The 18,296-nt window shown below is 53.2% G+C and carries 14 protein-coding genes; 7 read left to right on the top strand and 7 right to left on the bottom strand.

Annotated elements, in window-relative coordinates; all coding sequences use genetic code 11:
• Positions 1–250 precede the first annotated feature (250 nt).
• From HMPREF2907_RS06365 to HMPREF2907_RS06355, 3 genes are all read left to right on the top strand, one after another.
• Positions 251–784: a hypothetical protein gene (locus tag HMPREF2907_RS06365; protein WP_070681324.1), complete on the top strand. Its 534-nt coding sequence runs from the start codon at positions 251–253 to the stop codon at positions 782–784.
• A gap of 10 nt (positions 785–794) precedes the next feature.
• Positions 795–4,010 (top strand): carbamoyl-phosphate synthase large subunit, encoded by a 3,216-nt coding sequence (gene carB, locus HMPREF2907_RS06360; protein ID WP_070681322.1) that lies wholly within the window; start codon positions 795–797, stop codon positions 4,008–4,010.
• Between the two features lie 252 nt (positions 4,011–4,262).
• Positions 4,263–5,822 carry a TerC family protein gene (locus HMPREF2907_RS06355; protein ID WP_070681319.1) on the top strand — a complete coding sequence of 520 codons (1,560 nt, stop codon included), beginning with the start codon at positions 4,263–4,265 and terminating at the stop codon, positions 5,820–5,822.
• Positions 5,823–6,061: 239 nt separating this feature from the next.
• On the opposite strand, the gene nagZ is transcribed toward HMPREF2907_RS06355, so the two are convergent.
• A complete protein-coding gene (gene nagZ, locus HMPREF2907_RS06350; RefSeq protein WP_070681316.1) occupies positions 6,062–7,147 on the bottom strand; it encodes a beta-N-acetylhexosaminidase in 1,086 nt (361 codons plus the stop codon).
• 396 nt (positions 7,148–7,543) lie between these two features.
• Here nagZ and HMPREF2907_RS06345 point away from each other — a divergent pair, with 396 nt between their 5' ends.
• Positions 7,544–7,759 (top strand): hypothetical protein, encoded by a 216-nt coding sequence (locus tag HMPREF2907_RS06345; RefSeq protein ID WP_070681313.1) that lies wholly within the window; start codon positions 7,544–7,546, stop codon positions 7,757–7,759.
• Positions 7,760–7,826: 67 nt separating this feature from the next.
• Here HMPREF2907_RS06345 and HMPREF2907_RS06340 read toward each other — a convergent pair whose 3' ends face one another.
• The 4 genes from HMPREF2907_RS06340 to HMPREF2907_RS06325 form a co-directional block, all read right to left on the bottom strand.
• On the bottom strand, positions 7,827–9,347 hold the full coding sequence (locus HMPREF2907_RS06340) for a Na+/H+ antiporter NhaC family protein (protein WP_070681309.1): 1,521 nt from the start codon (positions 9,345–9,347) through the stop codon (positions 7,827–7,829).
• A 190-nt stretch (positions 9,348–9,537) separates the two neighbouring features.
• The gene (locus tag HMPREF2907_RS06335) at positions 9,538–11,040 is read right to left on the bottom strand and encodes a DegQ family serine endoprotease (protein WP_168165203.1); all 1,503 of its coding nucleotides are present in this window, start codon (positions 11,038–11,040) and stop codon (positions 9,538–9,540) included.
• Positions 11,041–11,262: 222 nt separating this feature from the next.
• A complete protein-coding gene (gene nth / locus HMPREF2907_RS06330) occupies positions 11,263–11,895 on the bottom strand; it encodes an endonuclease III (protein ID WP_019269879.1) in 633 nt (210 codons plus the stop codon).
• 111 nt (positions 11,896–12,006) lie between these two features.
• Entirely contained in the window at positions 12,007–14,175 is a 2,169-nt protein-coding gene (locus HMPREF2907_RS06325; RefSeq protein WP_070681301.1) for a primosomal protein N', read from the bottom strand.
• Between the two features lie 137 nt (positions 14,176–14,312).
• Between HMPREF2907_RS06325 and HMPREF2907_RS06320 the strand changes: the two genes are divergently transcribed.
• On the top strand, positions 14,313–15,107 hold the full coding sequence (locus tag HMPREF2907_RS06320; protein ID WP_070681297.1) for a DsbC family protein: 795 nt from the start codon (positions 14,313–14,315) through the stop codon (positions 15,105–15,107).
• Between the two features lie 100 nt (positions 15,108–15,207).
• On the opposite strand, the gene HMPREF2907_RS06315 is transcribed toward HMPREF2907_RS06320, so the two are convergent.
• Positions 15,208–16,032 (bottom strand): HlyC/CorC family transporter, encoded by an 825-nt coding sequence (locus tag HMPREF2907_RS06315; protein ID WP_016687244.1) that lies wholly within the window; start codon positions 16,030–16,032, stop codon positions 15,208–15,210.
• 1 nt (position 16,033) lies between these two features.
• The gene (ybeY, locus tag HMPREF2907_RS06310) at positions 16,034–16,549 is read right to left on the bottom strand and encodes an rRNA maturation RNase YbeY (RefSeq protein ID WP_070681294.1); all 516 of its coding nucleotides are present in this window, start codon (positions 16,547–16,549) and stop codon (positions 16,034–16,036) included.
• 227 nt (positions 16,550–16,776) lie between these two features.
• Here ybeY and HMPREF2907_RS06305 point away from each other — a divergent pair, with 227 nt between their 5' ends.
• Together HMPREF2907_RS06305 and hemC are read left to right on the top strand one after the other, a co-directional pair.
• Positions 16,777–17,154, top strand: a complete 378-nt coding sequence (locus tag HMPREF2907_RS06305; protein WP_070681292.1) for a hypothetical protein — start codon at positions 16,777–16,779, stop codon at positions 17,152–17,154.
• Positions 17,155–17,200: 46 nt separating this feature from the next.
• A complete protein-coding gene (hemC, locus tag HMPREF2907_RS06300; protein WP_070681291.1) occupies positions 17,201–18,139 on the top strand; it encodes a hydroxymethylbilane synthase in 939 nt (312 codons plus the stop codon).
• The last annotated feature ends 157 nt before the right edge of the window (positions 18,140–18,296 follow it).

Below are 18,296 nucleotides of genomic sequence, written 5' to 3'. Positions count from 1 at the left end.
TACAGGTCGTCTGAAAAAGAATGCCCGAAATATCAACAGTAGGAATTTTTCAGGTAGCCTTTATCGCAAGGCAGATGGAACAAACGCCGCAAGCGTTTTTTCAGACGACCTTTGAAACCATCGGTAGGGGTGTGTGCCGCAAGGCACGCACGCGGTGGGTTGGGGTTGCAGAGAAAATGGAGGACGCGTGCATGCGTACCGTCCTACATACGGGCTACGAGCCTTGTTACACTTAACCAAGGAGTTAGTAATGTTTAGTGATATTTACTTGAACCAGAAAAACTATTTTGGTATCGAAAAAAGATTGCCTTTTAAAGCATTTTGGGATAATGGCGGACAATGTTATCTAGACTTAAAAGTAGTAGATGGAAAAATAATTGCACTTTGTGGGCAACTTATTAATTATACAAATACATCTATTGTAAATGCTGCAGAGGAAGTTTATCGGTCAATAATTGACTATTTAATTTCTAATGAGATTTTAGTTGTTAGAACTAAATTTTCTTTCAAAAATATTTTTTCAACTAACGAAAAAAAATATAAGGAAATAGAAAAAGAAATAAATAAATTCTTATATGAAAATATGGACTGGTATTTATTTTTTAACAATGACATAACATTAGATCCATATACAGGGAATGATTTAATATGGCATGTGCAAATCGATCCAAATGATGGGGGTGCGCAATTCTTAGAAACTTATCAATCATGGGAAGTTTTACAACAAAAGTACCCCAACATTACATTTTCGTATGATAAAAATGATTTAATTTTAACTAAATAGAGACCCACCCATGCCCAAACGTACCGACCTAAAATCCATCCTTATCATCGGCGCCGGCCCTATCGTTATCGGTCAGGCTTGCGAATTTGACTATTCGGGCGCACAGGCCTGTAAGGCTTTGCGTGAAGAAGGCTATAAAGTCATTCTGGTGAATTCCAACCCCGCCACGATTATGACCGACCCTGAAATGGCGGATGTTACCTACATCGAGCCGATTATGTGGCAGACGGTGGAGAAGATTATCGCCAAGGAGCGGCCTGATGCGATTCTGCCCACGATGGGCGGCCAGACCGCGCTGAACTGTGCGCTGGATTTGGCGCGCAACGGCGTGCTGGCGAAATACAATGTCGAGTTAATCGGTGCAACGGAAGATGCGATTGACAAAGCGGAAGACCGCGGCCGCTTTAAGGAGGCGATGGAGAAAATCGGCCTCTCCTGCCCAAAATCTTTTGTCTGCCACACGATGAACGAAGCCTTGGCAGCGCAGGAACAGGTCGGCTTCCCGACACTGATTCGTCCGTCTTTCACGATGGGCGGTTCGGGCGGCGGCATTGCCTACAATAAAGACGAGTTTTTGGCGATTTGCGAACGCGGTTTCGATGCGTCGCCCACGCATGAGTTGCTGATTGAGCAGTCCGTGCTCGGCTGGAAAGAGTACGAGATGGAGGTGGTGCGCGATAAGGCGGACAACTGCATCATTATTTGCTCGATTGAAAACTTTGACCCGATGGGCGTGCATACGGGCGACTCGATTACGGTTGCGCCGGCGCAAACGCTGACGGACAAGGAATACCAAATCATGCGCAACGCAAGCTTGGCGGTATTGCGCGAAATCGGCGTGGACACGGGCGGCTCGAACGTGCAGTTTGCGGTGAACCCTGAAAACGGCGAGATGATTGTGATTGAGATGAACCCGCGCGTGAGCCGTTCGTCCGCGTTGGCTTCAAAAGCGACGGGCTTCCCGATTGCGAAGGTGGCGGCGAAACTGGCTGTCGGCTTTACGCTGGACGAGTTGCGCAACGACATCACCGGCGGCCGTACGCCTGCGTCGTTCGAGCCTTCCATCGACTATGTCGTCACCAAAATCCCGCGTTTTGCGTTTGAAAAATTCCCCGCCGCAGACGACCGCCTGACCACGCAGATGAAATCGGTGGGCGAAGTGATGGCGATGGGCCGCACCATTCAGGAAAGCTTCCAAAAAGCCTTGCGCGGTTTGGAAACCGGCTTGTGCGGCTTCAATCCGAGAAGCTCCGACAAAGCGGAAATTCGCCGCGAACTGGCGAACCCAGGCCCCGAGCGCATGCTGTTTGTGGCAGACGCGTTCCGCGCAGGCTTCACGCTGGAAGAAATCCACGAAATCTGCGCCATCGACCCTTGGTTCTTGGCGCAAATCGAAGACTTGGTGAAAGAAGAGCAGCAGGTCAGTGCAGGCTGCCTGCAAGATTTGGATTTCGCCGCCTTACGTCGTCTGAAACGCAAAGGCTTCTCCGACAAACGCATCGCGCAGCTTTTGGGCGTAAAAGAAAAAGAAGTGCGCGAACACCGCTACGCGCTGAACCTGCATCCTGTGTACAAACGCGTCGATACCTGCGCCGCCGAGTTCGCCACCGAAACCGCCTACCTCTATTCCACTTACGAAGAAGAATGCGAAGCGCGTCCTTCCGACCGTAAAAAAGTGATGATTCTCGGCGGCGGCCCGAACCGCATCGGTCAGGGCATCGAGTTTGACTACTGCTGCGTTCACGCCGCGCTCGCCCTGCGCGAATCAGGCTTTGAAACGATTATGGTCAACTGCAACCCCGAAACCGTATCCACCGACTTCGACACCAGCGACCGCCTGTATTTCGAGCCGCTGACGCTGGAAGACGTGTTGGAAATCGTCCGCACCGAAAACCCGTGGGGCGTGATTGTGCATTACGGCGGCCAAACCCCGCTGAAACTCGCCAACGCGCTGGTTGAAAACGGCGTGAACATCATCGGCACATCCGCCGACAGCATCGACGCCGCCGAAGACCGCGAACGCTTCCAAAAAGTGTTGAACGACTTAGGCCTGCGCCAGCCGCCCAACCGCATCGCCCACAACGAAGAAGAAGCGCTCGTCAAAGCCGAAGAAATCGGCTATCCGCTGGTCGTGCGTCCGTCTTACGTCCTCGGCGGCCGCGCCATGCAGGTCGTCCACTCCGCCGAAGAGTTGCAAAAATACATGCGCGAAGCCGTACAGGTATCCGAAGACAGCCCCGTGTTGCTCGACTTCTTCCTGAACAACGCGATTGAAGTCGATGTGGACTGCGTTTCAGACGGCAAAGACGTCGTCATCGGCGGCATCATGCAGCACGTCGAACAGGCAGGCATCCACTCCGGCGACTCCGGCTGCTCGCTGCCGCCCTACTCGCTCAGCGAAGAAATCCAAGACGAAATCCGCCGCCAAACCAAAGCCATGGCCTACGCGCTGGGCGTGGTCGGTCTGATGAACGTACAGTTTGCCGTGCAGGACGGCGTGGTGTTCGTGCTGGAAGTGAACCCGCGCGCCAGCCGTACCGTCCCCTTCGTCTCCAAAGCCACCAGCGTGCCGCTCGCCAAAGTCGGCGCGCGCTGTATGGCAGGCATTTCCCTGCAAGAGCAAGGCGTGGAAAAAGAAGTCGTTCCCGATTTCTATGCCGTTAAAGAAGCCGTATTCCCCTTCATCAAATTCCCTGGCGTGGACACCATTCTCGGCCCGGAAATGCGCTCCACCGGCGAAGTGATGGGCGTGGGCGCAAGCTTCGGCGAAGCCTACTACAAAGCCCAACTCGGCGCAGGCGAACGCCTGAACCCGACCGGCAAAATCTTCCTCGCCGTGCGCGACGAAGACAAACCGCTCATCGTCAAAACCGCGCAAAACTTCCAAGCCTTAGGCTACGGCGTCTGCGCCACACGCGGCACCGCCGAATACCTGAAAGAGCACGGCATCATCGTGCAAGCGGTGAACAAAGTACAGGAAGGCCGCCCGCACATCGTGGACGCGATTAAAAACGGCGAAATCGCGCTGGTGGTCAACACCGTCAGCAGCTCGGCACAATCCATCGCCGACAGCCACAGCATCCGCCGCACCTCCCTCACCCAACGCGTGCCGCAATACACCACCGTCGCCGGCGGCGAGGCCATGAGCGAAGGCGCAAAAAGCCGCGACCACCTGGGCGTGTACAGCGTGCAGGAGTTGCATGGACGGTTGAAAAACAGAGGCTGAATCTGAATCAGGTTTAGCTTGAACAAAAGGTCGTCTGAAAATAAGACTTATCTTTCAGACGACCTTTTGCCATCCGTCTTCCAAACTGTTAAACTATTTACATTATTTTTACTTGAGACATACGCACACATGAAAGACCCAGAGCAGAGCAGCATGACCGCCCGCCGTTTTTCGTGCGTATCGATATGAATCAGGCAGCTTGAGCGTTTCAGGCTGCCTTTTCGCGTTTGAACACAAAGGAATACAAAAATCATGGATTTCAGTTGGTTGGCAGAGCCGCATACTTGGATAGGCTTTGCCACGCTTCTGGTGCTCGAAGTTGTCTTGGGGATAGACAACCTCGTTTTCGTCGCTATTTTGGCAAACAAAGTCAAACCCGCCCAACGCGACCGCGCGCGTATTACCGGTTTGGGGCTTGCGGTCGTTATCCGCATCATCATGCTCGGCTTCATGGCACACATCATGACCCTGACGCGCCCGCTGTTCCACATCAGCGGGTTGGACGTTTCCGGCAAAGACATGATTATGCTCGCGGGCGGTATCTTCCTGCTCTACAAAGCCACCACCGAGCTGCACGAACGCCTCGAAGGGCATAACCAATTTGCCGTTGCCGACAGTCAGAAAAAACACGCGCGATTTTGGAGCGTGGTTGCCCAAATCCTGATTCTTGACGCGGTATTTTCCATCGATTCCGTCATTACGGCGGTTGCGATGGTCGATCACATCGTCGTCGCCATGGGGGCCGTTGCCGTTGCCATGACCGTCATGATTTCCGCCAGCAAACCCCTGACCGAGTTTGTGGACAGACATCCTACCGTCGTCATGCTCTGTTTGGGTTTCCTGTTGATGATCGGTTTCAGCCTCATTGCCGAAGCCTTCCATTTCCACATCCCGAAAGGCTACCTCTACGCCGCTATCGGCTTCTCCATACTGATTGAAGCGTTCAACCAAATTTCGCAGCGCAACAGCCGCAAAAACGACTACATCAGCAGCTCGTGGCGCAAACGAACCGCCGAGAACGTCTTGGGCATGATGGGCATACGCGAAAGCGTGCTTGCCAAAGCGGGCGACGAAGCAGAGGACGACGGGCATTTCGAAGAAAACGAAAAATCCATGATACGCAGCGTCCTCACGCTTGCCGAACGTCCCATCCTCGGCGTGATGATTCCCCGCCGCGACATTGAGCGTTTGGACATCTCCCAAAGCCGCGAAGAGCAACACGCCCAACTGCAAAACACCCCGTACAGCCGCCTGCTCGTCGTCGGTAAAGCCGGCGTGGACGAACCGTTGGGCTACATCAACAAAAAAGACCTGCTCGCCCAACTGCTCGAAACCGGCGAACTCAATATCCAAGCCGTCCTGCGCCAACCGCTTGTCCTGCCGGACAGTACGACCGCGTTGGGTGCGATTGAATTGTTCCGCCAAAGCAGCGCGGATTATGCTTTGGTAGTCGATGAATTCGGCGCGGTTTTGGGCATGGTTACCATGAAAGACTTGCTGGAAACCATTGCCGGCGAATTCCCCGAAGAGTTTGAACGCCAAGAAGAACCCGCCGTTCAAGAAAACGCCGATGAAAGCCTGACCGTGGACGGTTCGCTCGAATACGTCGAACTCGCGCCGCAACTGAACCTCCCGCCGCAGGAAGAAGATGCCGACTTCCACACTGTCGCCGGACTGATTATGGAAGAGCTGCAAAGCATTCCCGATGTCGGCGACTTTGCCGACTTCCACGGCTGGCGTTTCCAAGTTGTTGAAAAAGACGGCCAACGCATCGAGCGGGTACAGATTACCAAGCTGCCCGAAGAAGGATAATCAAGCCCTCATTGTGAAATAAAAAGGTCGTCTGAAAACCTTAAATCGGGGTTTTCAGACGACCTTTTTTAGTGTTCGGAACTACTTTATAGAGGATTCAAAGGCAGGCACGCGATACAAAGTGCACCTTAATGTGATTTCAAACCTACCACATTCTTTAAACGGACAAAAGGTCGTCTGAAAAAGCCCAATTCAGCTTTTCAGACGACCTTCTTTCATGTTTTCTAAATCAAACGCCTTTAAAACGCTTCGCCGACTTTCACGCCGCCGGCGGTGTCTTGAGGCGTGGCAAGTTGCGCGGTCATGGCTTGGGCGGCTTGGAAATCAGGCGTTTGCATCACGGCTTGGGCGGCTTCTTTGCCCAATGTATTCGCCATGTATTGCCAGCGGTTTGCCAAATCGGGATTGTTGGGAATTTGGAAGCCTTCGCGCAGTTCGTCCACGAGGTCGGGACGGTTGCAGACGAGGACGATGTCGCAGCCTGCTGTGAAAGAAGCGTTTGCGCGTTCTTTGATGCCGCTCGCTGCGCCTGCGCCTTCCATCGTGAGGTCGTCTGAAAAGATAACGCCTTTAAATCCGATGTCTTGGCGCAGGATTTGTTTGAGCCATTTTTCAGAGAAACCGGCGGGCTTACCGTCAATTTGCGGATAAACGACGTGGGCGGGCATGACCGCCGCCATGCCTGCGCCGCTTAGGGCGCGGAACGGAATCATGTCGGCGGCTTCGAGTTCGGCAAGGCTGCGCATGTCTTCGGGTTGCACCAAATGGCTGTCGCCTTCGACGAATCCGTGTCCGGGGAAATGTTTGCCGCAGGATTTCATGCCGCCTCGGTTCAGACCTTTTTGCAGGGCAAGGGCAAGTTGGGTCACAGTGTCAGCGTTGCGGTGGAAGCTGCGGTTGCCGATGACGGGGCATGTTCCCCAATCAAGGTCGAGGACGGGCGTGAAGGAGAGGTCTATGCCGCAGGCGGTCAGCTCCGTCGCCAATACCCAGCCGACCTGCTCGGCTTTTTCTTTGGCGGCGGCTTCGCCTTCGGTATCCCAAATCTGCCCTAAAGTGTTCATGGCGGGCAGGCGTGTGAAGCCTTCGATAAAGCGTTGTACCCTGCCGCCTTCGTGATCGACGGCGATGATGAGTTCGGGCGTGCGCAGTGCTTTGATTTCTTGAACCAGGGCTTTGAGCTGCCCGACGTTTTCGAAGTTGCGGCGGAACAGGATGACGCCGCCGATAGACGGGTCGAGCAGGCGTTGTTTTTCTTCTTCGGTCAGACAGTAGGCGGCGACGTCTGCCATAACGGGGCCGCGCGGGAGGAAAACGAGGGACATATTTCTGAAACCTTAAATATTCAAATTCGTCTTTTGCTATTTATTTGACTTGAGAAATAATTTATAAATTCCCATAGCAATAAATACAGTAACTAAAAACAATAAATCCTTATTTATATTCCAACCGATAAAATTATAAATAACTCTTGTGAATACAATATAATACAAACCGATTATTATCAAAATGAATATTTTCATTATAATTTTCCTTTTCCTAGGCAGCATCCAACTGACTTTAAGGTATATTTCCTTACTTTGTTAAATCTTACCATTTTTTGCAAATTGCAAATTAACGAAAATATTTCTCATTTATTTTAATTTATGATAGCATGAATTCGTGTAAGTACTTCTATATTACACAAAAAAACTTTGTCAACTCATATAGGAGTTTCTATTATGAAACCTTTGAACAATCATGATTTGGAGAAAGTATCTGGAGGATGGAGAGGATTTTCTGCAAGAGATGCTCTTACAGGATGGGCTTTAGGAAAATTTGTATTTGATCCTATTTATGACAAATATATTAAAAGTATTCCCATAGCAGGGCAAGCCAATCTGAACAGATTAAATAAAGCAATGAAACAAAACGGTGGCATCGGTTTTGTGGATTAAATCATAAAATCAACTGACAAACTCGCCAATTTTAATAATGAAATTGGCGAGTTCTTTTTATGCGTATTCAGACAGTTTTAGCTTTTTTGTCTTTCAGTATGAAGATGAGGGCGGTCATGACAACGCCGGTGGCAAAAAAGCCCAGCCAAGCCGATTGCGTCATACCCAACACGAGGTAGCCTGCCGCTGCCGCGCCTGCGACGGTCAGGGCGTAAGGCAGTTGCGATGTAACGTGGTCGATGTGGTTGCAATGCGCGCCGGTGGAAGACAGGATAGTGGTATCTGAGATGGGCGAACAGTGGTCGCCGCACACCGCGCCAGCCATCACGGCGGACATACACGGGATAACCAACGATGCATCGACTTTAACCGCCATCGCTGCGGCAATCGGCAGCATAATGCCGAACGTGCCCCAGCTTGTGCCTGTGGCGAACGCCATCACGCTGGCAAGCAGGAAGAGGATGACGGGCAGGAAGCCGGGATGGATGTTGTCTGCAACCAGCGTGGAGAGGTAGTCGCCGGTGTGCATTTCGCTGACGACGGTGCTGATGAGCCAGGCAAGAATCAGGATGGTAATCGCGCCGAACATCGAAGCCATGCCCTGAATGATGGCTTTGGGATAGTCGGAGGCTTTGATGGTGCCGAGCGTGCAGAGGATGACGGTCAGTACGCCACAAGTGCCGCCGAACACCAGCGAAGTGTTCACATCGGTATTTTCAAACGCGCCCAAAATGGTAAAAGTTTCGCTTGCCTGCGCGCCTGTGTAAATCATGGCGGAAACGGTCGATACGATTAACACCAAAACAGGAATAATCAGCGCGTAAACCCTGCCTTTGGGGTCGTCTGAAACGGCGGTTTCGTCGTGAACTTCCTGCAACGCCGCTTTCTCAAAACGCGCCATCGAGCCGATGTCGAAAGAGAACCATGCGACGATGAACACCATCAGCAGGGCAAACAAGGCGTAATAGTTCATCAGGCTCATGGCGACGAACGTACCCATCGGCGTGTAGCCGGTGATGTGGTGGGTCACGAGCAAACCCGCCAGCGTGGCGATAATCGAAGCACCCCAGCTTGAAACCGGCATCAGTACACACATGGGCGCGGCGGTAGAATCAAGGATATACGCGAGTTTGGCGCGGGAAACTTTGAATTTGTCGGTAACGGGGCGGGCAATTGCACCGACGGCGAGACTGTGGAAATAGTCGTCAATGAAGGTAACAAACACAAGACAGGCAGTCAGCATTTTTGCGCCGCGCCGTCCTTTGATGTGTTGCTTCGCCCAGTTGGCAAATGCCTGATTGCTGCCTGAGAAAGTCAGCAGCGAAGTAAAAATACCGAGCAACAATAAGAAAATCAGAATCTTAGGTTTTCCCAAAGACCAATCGCCGTCTGCCCAGGTCAGCCCGACCACCATGTCTTTCAGGTGTATCAGTCCGTCAATCGGGCTGCCACCTACCAAAAAGGCAACGCCAACCAAAATACCGATGCCCAAAGACAGCAATACGCGGCGGGTAATGACGGCAAGTGCCAACGCCAAAAACGGCGGCACGACGGCTAAAAACGAATTCGAATAATCAATCAGTTGCATAATATTTTTTATAATAGGAAGTCAATCGGAGCGGAACGTTTTCAGACGACCTTTGAATATAATTGTTAACAAAGCCCCAAAAGAGTAAACAATCAAAACTTAAACAAATCAATCCGTTGTCAAAATTGCAAAATACCCGCTACCTAAGGATGGCGGGTATTCTATCACTGAATGGCGTTTGCGTTGCGTCTTATTGCAGGGTTAAGGCGAGGAAAAGTGTATTGCCGTCGCGCTGAACCAGCAGTGGCACATTTTTGCCCGCACCTGCCAACGCGCTGCGGAAGCTTGATTCGTCGTTGACGCTGATTTGACTGACGGCAAGGATTTCGTCGCCGCGCTTGAGTCCGGCACGTTCCGCCACGCCGCTGACGCGGGAAACAATCAGGCGGCTTTTGCCTGCGCCTTCATCGACGCGCAGGGTCAGTCCCGTATTGTCGACGGTAAAGCCGTCCGCCGGATTTACCTGCTGCGGCTGCTCGGTAGCGCGCGAAGAAGTTTCGTTCTGCTCCGCCATGCTGCCGAGTTTGACTTTCACATTGATTTTCTCGCCTTTGCGCCACACTTCCAGCGTAACTTCTTTGCCCGGCAATATCGAGCCGACCATGACCGGCAAATCGCTAGACACGCGCACTTCTTCGCCGTTGACGCTGCGGACGATGTCGCCCACTTGCAATCCTGCCTGCATAGCGGGGCTATTCGGCATCACTTTGGCAATCAACGCGCCGCTGGCTTTGTCCAAGCCGAACGATTTCGCCAAATCGTAAGATACTTCCTGAATAATCACGCCCAACTGACCGCGCTGAACCTTACCGCTGGTTTTCAACTGCTCGGCAACGTTCATCGCCACATCAATCGGAATCGCGAACGAAATGCCCATAAATCCGCCACTGCGGCTGTAAATTTGGGAGTTGATGCCGACTACCTGACCTTTCAGGTTAAACAGCGGACCGCCCGAGTTGCCCGGATTGATGGCGACGTCGGTTTGAATGAAAGGCGTATAGCTTTCGTTCGGCAGGCTGCGACCTTTGGCGGACACGATGCCCGAAGTGACGCTGTTGTCAAAGCCGAACGGCGCACCGATGGCGGCAACCCATTCGCCCGGTTTCAAATCTTTCGGATTGCCGATTTTGACGACGGGCAACTCTTCCGACGCGTCAATTTTCAACAGCGCGACATCAGACTGCGTATCCGAACCGATCAGCTTGGCGGTGTATTCGCGTTTGTCGTTGAGCAGGACTTTGATATTGCCCATTCCTGCAACAACGTGGGCATTGGTCAGGATATAGCCGTCTTTGCTGATGATGAAGCCGGAGCCGAAATTCAAATCATCATCGGCAGATTCGTCTTCCGGCATATCGGGCATATTCGGAACCAGGCGTTTGAAAAACTCGTAAAACGGGTCGTTGTCCGGAAACTGGCTCAAGTCCATGCCCTGCTCTTCAGACTGCCCGCTGCCTGCGGCACGTCCGGCGGGGGACGCTTGGATATTGACCACCGCCTGACCTTCGTTTTGCACCAATTGTGCGAAATCGGGCAGCAGCATACCGACGCTGCCGTCATTTTTGGAGGGTTCGACTCTCTGTACGAATTCTTCGCTTTTACTGTCGCCGCCGAAGAAGCTGTTGATTTTGTCGCAGCCGCCCAAAGCCAGCGCAGAAGCTGTTACCAAAGCAAAGTAATTGTATTTGTTCATTTTTTCGCGCACCGCGTTTCCTTTTCCGAATAACGGATTGTGTTCTTGCATCTTAAAAAACCGGGGTCGTCTGAAACTTTTATCGTTTTCCAACCCGACAAGGTCGAATTTTACCTTTTGCCCGTATTTTTTCAAGCATTTCATTTTAAATAAAAAAATGCCGTCAGAAATTTTAACCTAATGGAAAGGTTGTTTTGTTGATTGTTTACAATTTATCAACGTTTACATCAACTTCGCGCCATACTCGCATAAATCATTAATCATACATTTCCCGCATTGCGGCTTCTGCGCCTTGCAGGTGTAGCGTCCGTGCAGAATCAGCCAATGATGCGCATCCATTAAAAACTCTTTCGGCACAAAGCGCATCAGCTTGTCTTCCACCTCGCGCACATCCTTACCCGGCGCGATTTTGGTTCGGTTGGACACTCTGAAGATATGCGTATCGACCGCCATGACGGGATGGCCGAACGCCGTGTTCAACACCACGTTTGCCGTCTTGCGCCCTACGCCCGGCAACGATTCCAAAGCCTCGCGGTCTTCCGGCACTTCGCCGTTGTATTTTTCCAGCAGGATGCGGCAAGTCTGCATGATGTGTTTGGACTTGGTTTTGTAAAGCCCGATGGTTTTCGTGTATTCCATCACGCCGTCCAACCCCAGATCCAACATCGCCTGCGGCGTATTGGCAACCGGAAACAGCTTTGCCGTCGCCTTGTTCACGCCCACGTCGGTCGCCTGCGCCGACAGCAAAACGGCAATCAAAAGCTCGAAGGGTGAATTGAAATGAAGCTCGGTAGTCGGATGGGGATTGGCAGCGCGGAAACGCTCGAAAATTTCTTGGCGGATCTGTTTGTTCATGGGGATATGGGTAGGATTTGTGTGTGTCTTTATCGTTTGCCCGATTATATCGCAAAAGGTCGTCTGAAAATGCCTCTTCCGCTTTTTCAGACGACCCCTTCCCTATTCCGCTTACGCTTCCTGCGCGTCCACATCCACCGACCATCTGATTTTGCCGTCGCGGTTTTGCTGCAACACCTGCACCCACAAACTCACGGCGCGGTGCAAATCCTGTCGGGATGTCGATTCGAGGAAGATTTGCGCGCGTTCGCGTTCGGCGAGGCGCACCATCAGCATGGGGGCTGCGCCGAACTGGGAGACGCTTTCAGGCAAAAGCGGGGCGAGGGTTTCTTTGGCGGCGTTGAGAAATTCCATCGCATCGGCAACGCGCGGCGCGTCGGCGCGGATGGCGGTCTGAAAACCGAAGGGCGGCATGGCGAACATTTGCCGCTCGTTCAATTCGTTTTCGGCAAACACGGCATAATCCTGCGCTTTGACGGCGGCGAAGACGGAATGTTCGGGCAGTTGGGTCTGTATCAACACCTTGCCGGGTTTGTCGGCGCGCCCCGCCCTGCCGGACACTTGCATCAGCTCGGCGAACAGCCTTTCCGGTGCGCGGAAATCCGCACTGTACAGGCTGCCGTCGGCATTCAACACAATAACGAGGTTGAGCCGCGCGAAATCATGGCCTTTGGCGAGCATCTGCGTGCCGACCAGAATGTCGATTTCGTTGTCGGCGATGCGGCGGTACAAATCCGCCCAGTCGTTTTTGTGCGCGGTGCTATCCCTGTCGACGCGGACGACGGCGGCCTTGGGCAGGAAGGCGCGCAGGGTTTCTTCGACGCGCTGCGTGCCGTGGCCGACGGCGGTCAGGTCTTGGTTGCCGCAGTCGGGGCATTTGAACGGGATGGGTTCGCGGTGGTCGCAGTGGTGGCAGCGCAGTTGGCGGGCGCGTTGGTGCAGCACCATTTTGGCGGAGCAGTTCGGACAGCCGAAAGTATGGCCGCAGTCGCCGCAAAACAGCGCGGGCGCAAAACCGCGCCGGTTGAGGTACACCAGCGACATGCCGCCCGCCTCAAAATTCTGTTTCAAAAGCTGCAAGGCTTGCGGCGAGAAGCCGTTGTCGAGTTTCAGACGGCCTACATTAAGTATTTCCACTTGCGGCAGTTGCGCGGCGGTATGGGCGCGCTCGGTCAGTTGCAGCAGGCGGTACGCGCCGCTTTGCGCCTTGTGCCAACTCTCCAAGCTGGGCGTGGCGCTGCCCAATACGACGGGGCAGCCGCTCTGCTTCGCCCGCCACACTGCCAAATCGCGGGCGTGGTAGCGCAATTCGTTGTCTTGTTTGAACGAGCCGTCGTGTTCCTCATCGACCACAATCAGCCCGACATCATCCATCGGTGTGAACACCGCCAGCCGCGTGCCGATGACCAACTTCGCCTGTCCCAACATCGCGCGCAGATAATCCTGCGTGCGCTTGCCTGCCGCCATCTGGCTGTGCAACACGGCAGTCGGTACGTCGGCAAAACGGTTTTCCACCCGTTTCAAAAGCTGCGGCGTGAGGTTGATTTCGGGCAACAAAAACAACACCTGCCGCCCCTGCGCCAACACTTTCGCCATCGCATCGAAATACACCTCGGTCTTACCGCTGCCGGTGATGCCGTACAGCAGAAACGGCTGGAAGCTGCCGAAGGTCGTCTGAATTTCATCGGAAGCCTGCTGCTGGTCGGTGTTGAGCTGAAATTCAGACGACCTCAATACAGGCTTTGCCGCTTCCGTCGTTTCAATCCAGCCCTGCTCCGCCCAATCCTCGATTAATTTCGCCGCCTGCGCGTTTACCTGCTTCAACGCCGCCATCGTCATCCCGCCCGACAGCAGCGCGTCCCACAGAGCCGCTTTTTTGTTGAACCGCGCCGGCGGCGGCGTTTGCGCCCTGCCCGCTTCGTTCAGCGCGTAAAACAACGGCGGCTGCGGCATTTCCACCGCGCGCGTTTCCTTCAAACCCTGCGGCAGCGCGGCAAACACCGCCTGCCCCGTCGGATAGTGGTAATAACGCGACGTAAACGAGAGCAAATCACGCCAGCTTTCGGGCAGCGGCGGTTCGTCCGAAAAGGTCGTCTGAATACTCAAAATCCGCACCGCATCCATATCCGGCGCAATATCCGTTTCCCACACAATCCCGACCACGGTCTTGTTGCGGAAAGGCACAAGCACCCGCGTTCCCTGCGGCAGCGGCTCGGAATGGGAATAAGTCAAAAGGCCGTCTGAAAGCGGCACGTTTACGGCGATACGGTGGTAGATCATACAGGCAGGCAAATCGTTTTTTGCGTATTTTAACAGCCGAAAGCTATTTTCAGACGATAAATTGAGCCTCAATACAATGCAGGCATGACAGAGGTTTGATACAATGCGGTTTTCTTGACACACGCTTATACTTAAAAATGAAAACCAAATTAATCAAAATCTTAGCCCCCATCGCTCTGATCTCTCTGACCGCGTGCGGGCAAACGCCCGTTTCACAGGCAAATGCTGCGCCCTCTTCAGCCGCCAAGCCCGCCACCCCCGTGCAAGGCAAAGTCGGCGAAGCCTTGAAAGCCCGCCTCGAAAAAATTTACGAATCCCAAGGCCTGAAAGTCATCAGCGTCAGCGAAACCCCCATTCAAGGCATTTATGAAGTCGTTGTCAGCGGCAAACAAATCATTTATACCGATGCCAAAGGCGACTATATGTTTGTCGGCGACCTCATCGACGTCAACACGCGCAAAAGCCTGACCGAAGAGCGCGCCGCCGATTTGAACAAAATCGACTTCGCCTCCCTGCCTTTGGATAAAGCCATCAAAGAAGTACGCGGCAACGGCAAGCTGAAAGTCGCCGTCTTCTCCGACCCCGACTGTCCGTACTGCAAACGCTTGGAACACGAGTTTGAAAAAATGACCGACATCACGATTTACACCTTCATGATGCCGATTCCAAGCCTGCACCCCGATGCCGCGCGCAAAGCCGAAATCCTGTGGTGTCAGCCCAACCCAACCCAAGCATGGACCGACTGGATGCGCAAAGGCAAATTCCCGAGCGGCAAAACCAATTGCGACAACCCCGTTGCCGAGACCACTTCTCTGGGCGAACAATTCGGCTTCAACGGCACGCCTACCCTCGTCTTCCCGAACGGCCGCAGCCAAAGCGGATACAGCCCCATGCCGCATCTAAAAGAAATTATCGAGAAAAACCAGAAATAAGGTTGCCTCCCCTGCGACAAAGGTCGTCTGAAAACCTCTACATAAGGTTTTCAGACGACCTTTGTCTTTGATTATCGGATTGTTTATCGGACGAATCCCGTTATTTGACCTTAGTCGCCATCAGCGTATGTAACCGGCGGTTGTCGGCGCGGGCGACGGTGAACTGCAAACCGCCGATCACGACTTTTTCGCCGCGCACGGGCAGGTGCCCCAATTCCTGAATGACCAGCCCGCCGATGCTGTCGGCTTCTTCGCTGCTGTAATCCGTACCGAAAAAGGCATTGATGTCTTCGATTTCGGTTACGGCATTGATACGCCAGCGTTCGGTGGAAACGGCGTGGATGTTGTCCGCGCTTTCGTCTTCATCAAATTCGTCTTCGATGTCGCCGACGATTTGCTCGATGATGTCTTCAAAAGTTACCAAACCCGATGTGCCGCCGTATTCGTCGATGACGATTGCCATGTGGTTGCGCTGCTCGCGAAATTCTTTCAAAAGCGCATTCAGCGATTTGCCTTCGGGTACGAAAACGGCAGGACGAAGGATGGATTTGAGGTTGAACTGCTCGGGATTGAACATGAATTTGAGCAGGTCTTTGGCGTGCAGGATGCCGAGGACTTCGTCTTTGTCTTCGCCGATGACGGGGAAGCGGGAATGGGCGGTTTCGATGACGTAGGCGGTGATGCGCTCGATGCTGTCGTTTTCTTTCAAAACGTTCATGTGGCTGCGGGTAATCATGGCATCGCGCACTTCCAAGTCGGAAAAGTCGAGGACTTTTTCCAGCCGCAAAAGTGTATCCGCGTCAAACACTTCCTGCTCGTGCGCCTGCCGCAGCAGGCTGAGTACGTCTTCGGCGGAATCAGGCTCGCCGGCAATTCGGGAAATCAAACGTTCAAAAAATGTCGGTTTCGACCGGGTGTCGTCCATTTCAGTATTCGTCCTCTTGGTAGGGGTTGGGATAACCTGCCGCCTGCATCAGGCGGATTTCGAGTGCCTCCATTTCTTCGGCCTCGGTCTCTTCGATGTGATCGTAGCCCATCAGGTGCAATGTGCCGTGCATGGTCAGGTGGGCAAAGTGCTGCTCGGCGGTTTTGCCCTGCTCGGCTGCTTCTTTTAAGACGACTTGCGGGCAGATGATCAAATCGCCGCAGAGGTCGTCTGAAACTTGATCGGGCAGAATTTCGCCTTCGTTCAAGGCAAAACTCAACACATTGGTGGCGTAGTCTTTGCCGCGGTAATCGCGGTTGTAGGCGCGGGCTTCTTCTTCGTCCAGAAGAATCAGGCTGATGTCGGCGCGGCGGTATTCGCTTTTCAACGCCGCCCATGCCCAGCGGTAGAAATCGCGTTCGCTCGGAAGGTCGGCGACGGTTGAGGCGTTTTCAAAATTCAGGCAGAAACGTTGCCGCTGCAACGATAAGAAGGGATATTTTTTGGCGCGTTTCATGCTGTAAGGCTGTTGGGTTTAAAATGTTTTTAGAGAATAAGTTTTATTTTACGGCAGTATGGACTACCATCATGCCGACAGACCTTGTATCCGTTTCTTGCGGTCTGTTGAAATCGGCATTTCAATGCCGGTACACATTATAGTTTATTTCGTTGCAACAGATATAGTTTAACGGCTTCTCCGACAGCTTCGCAGCGGAATACCCTTATCAACCACGGTAATTGCAAATGAACAAATTTCTTTTCCCCATACTGATTGCCCTGACAGCCTGCTCCCCGCAAAACAAAATCGAAACGTCGGCTGCCAAACCGACAGAAACGACGGCAGAAAAAAACAGCGGCGATACGGTCAAAATGACAGGGACAGTCCATTATTCGCTCGAACAGGCGGAATTTACCGCCGACGGGAAAACCTATTTCATCAACGGCGGCGACATCCTGATGGATCAAGTAGAAAAAAACCGCCTGAGTTCCAGCTCATATAACGTTACCCTGAACAATGTCTGCATTCAGGGAAAAGTGCTGACCAAAGAACAAAACCAAGGCAACGGATTCGGCCCCTTGGGCAAGTACAGTCAGGCGGTTAGCGTAGAAAGTTTGTGTTAGACTGTCGAACTTCCCGCCTCATGAATTAGAAAATCAGAAACTGCAAATGAACCCGAAAAAACTCGTTATTGCCAGCCGCGAAAGCCTGCTTGCCATGTGGCAGGCAAAACATATCCAAGGTCGTCTGAAAACCCTGTATCCCGACTGCGAAGTCGAAATCTTGGGCATGACCACGCGCGGCGACCAGATTTTGGACAAAACCCTGTCGAAAATCGGCGGCAAAGGCCTGTTTATCAAAGAGTTGGAACAAGCCTTGCAGGACGGTCGCGCCGATTTAGCCGTGCATTCAATTAAAGACGTGCCGATGGATTTGCCCGAAGGCTTCGCCCTTGCCGCCATCGGCGAGCGCGCCAATCCGTTTGACGCGTTCGTATCCAACCAATACGCGCGTTTGGAGGAAATGCCCAAAGGCGCCGTCGTCGGCACATCCAGCCTGCGCCGCGAAGCCCAGTTGCGCGCCCGCTATCCGCACCTAGTCATCAAGCCCCTGCGCGGCAACGTGCAAACCCGCCTGTCCAAACTCGACAACGGCGAATACGATGCCATCATCCTCGCCGCCGCCGGATTGCAGCGTTTGGAACTGGACGAACGCATCCGCCTGATTCTCTCCGAAGCCGACAGCCTGCCCGCCGCAGGACAAGGCGCGTTGGGCATCGAAATCGCCGCACACCGCACCGACCTTCTCGACGTCTTGAAACCCTTAAACCACGACACGACACACGCCTGCGTGACCGCCGAACGCGCCCTCGCCCGCGCTTTGGGCGGAAGCTGCCAAGTGCCGCTTGCTGCGTATTGCACCGAAGAAAACGGCCTGCTCACTCTGCGCGGACTGGTCGGACACCCCGACGGCTCGGTAATCTTGCAGGCAGACGCGCAAGCCCCCGCCGCCTACGCCGATGCGCTCGGACGCGCAGTCGCCAAAAAGCTGGCGGACGACGGCGCGCAAGAATTGATTGAAGCCGTTTTGAAAGAACAAACCGAATAAATCGGTTCGCAAGAAAAGGTCGTCTGAAAAACGTTTTCAGACGACCTTTTGCCATTCGCCGCCAAACTTGAAAGACGGCACAAATAAGCGCAAAATGTTAACAAGTTAACCTATGGCTTCTCTTATTTATAGTGGATTAACTAAATCAGGACAAGGC

This window comes from Neisseria sp. HMSC055H02, from assembly GCF_001813335.1.
Taxonomy (GTDB): Bacteria; Pseudomonadota; Gammaproteobacteria; order Burkholderiales; family Neisseriaceae; genus Neisseria; species Neisseria sicca_C.
The sequence above is the reverse complement of the archived record's forward strand: the minus strand, read 5'-3'. Positions and strand labels throughout refer to the sequence as shown.

Coding starts and splice junctions, on each gene's coding strand:
- HMPREF2907_RS06365 (WP_070681324.1), top strand. CDS start 251: ATGTTTAGTGATATTTACTTGAACCAGAAAAACTATTTTGGTATCGAA.
- carB (WP_070681322.1), top strand. CDS start 795: ATGCCCAAACGTACCGACCTAAAATCCATCCTTATCATCGGCGCCGGC.
- HMPREF2907_RS06355 (WP_070681319.1), top strand. CDS start 4,263: ATGGATTTCAGTTGGTTGGCAGAGCCGCATACTTGGATAGGCTTTGCC.
- nagZ (WP_070681316.1), bottom strand. CDS start 7,147: ATGTCCCTCGTTTTCCTCCCGCGCGGCCCCGTTATGGCAGACGTCGCC.
- HMPREF2907_RS06345 (WP_070681313.1), top strand. CDS start 7,544: ATGAAACCTTTGAACAATCATGATTTGGAGAAAGTATCTGGAGGATGG.
- HMPREF2907_RS06340 (WP_070681309.1), bottom strand. CDS start 9,347: ATGCAACTGATTGATTATTCGAATTCGTTTTTAGCCGTCGTGCCGCCG.
- HMPREF2907_RS06335 (WP_168165203.1), bottom strand. CDS start 11,040: ATGAACAAATACAATTACTTTGCTTTGGTAACAGCTTCTGCGCTGGCT.
- nth (WP_019269879.1), bottom strand. CDS start 11,895: ATGAACAAACAGATCCGCCAAGAAATTTTCGAGCGTTTCCGCGCTGCC.
- HMPREF2907_RS06325 (WP_070681301.1), bottom strand. CDS start 14,175: ATGATCTACCACCGTATCGCCGTAAACGTGCCGCTTTCAGACGGCCTT.
- HMPREF2907_RS06320 (WP_070681297.1), top strand. CDS start 14,313: ATGAAAACCAAATTAATCAAAATCTTAGCCCCCATCGCTCTGATCTCT.
- HMPREF2907_RS06315 (WP_016687244.1), bottom strand. CDS start 16,032: ATGGACGACACCCGGTCGAAACCGACATTTTTTGAACGTTTGATTTCC.
- ybeY (WP_070681294.1), bottom strand. CDS start 16,549: ATGAAACGCGCCAAAAAATATCCCTTCTTATCGTTGCAGCGGCAACGT.
- HMPREF2907_RS06305 (WP_070681292.1), top strand. CDS start 16,777: ATGAACAAATTTCTTTTCCCCATACTGATTGCCCTGACAGCCTGCTCC.
- hemC (WP_070681291.1), top strand. CDS start 17,201: ATGAACCCGAAAAAACTCGTTATTGCCAGCCGCGAAAGCCTGCTTGCC.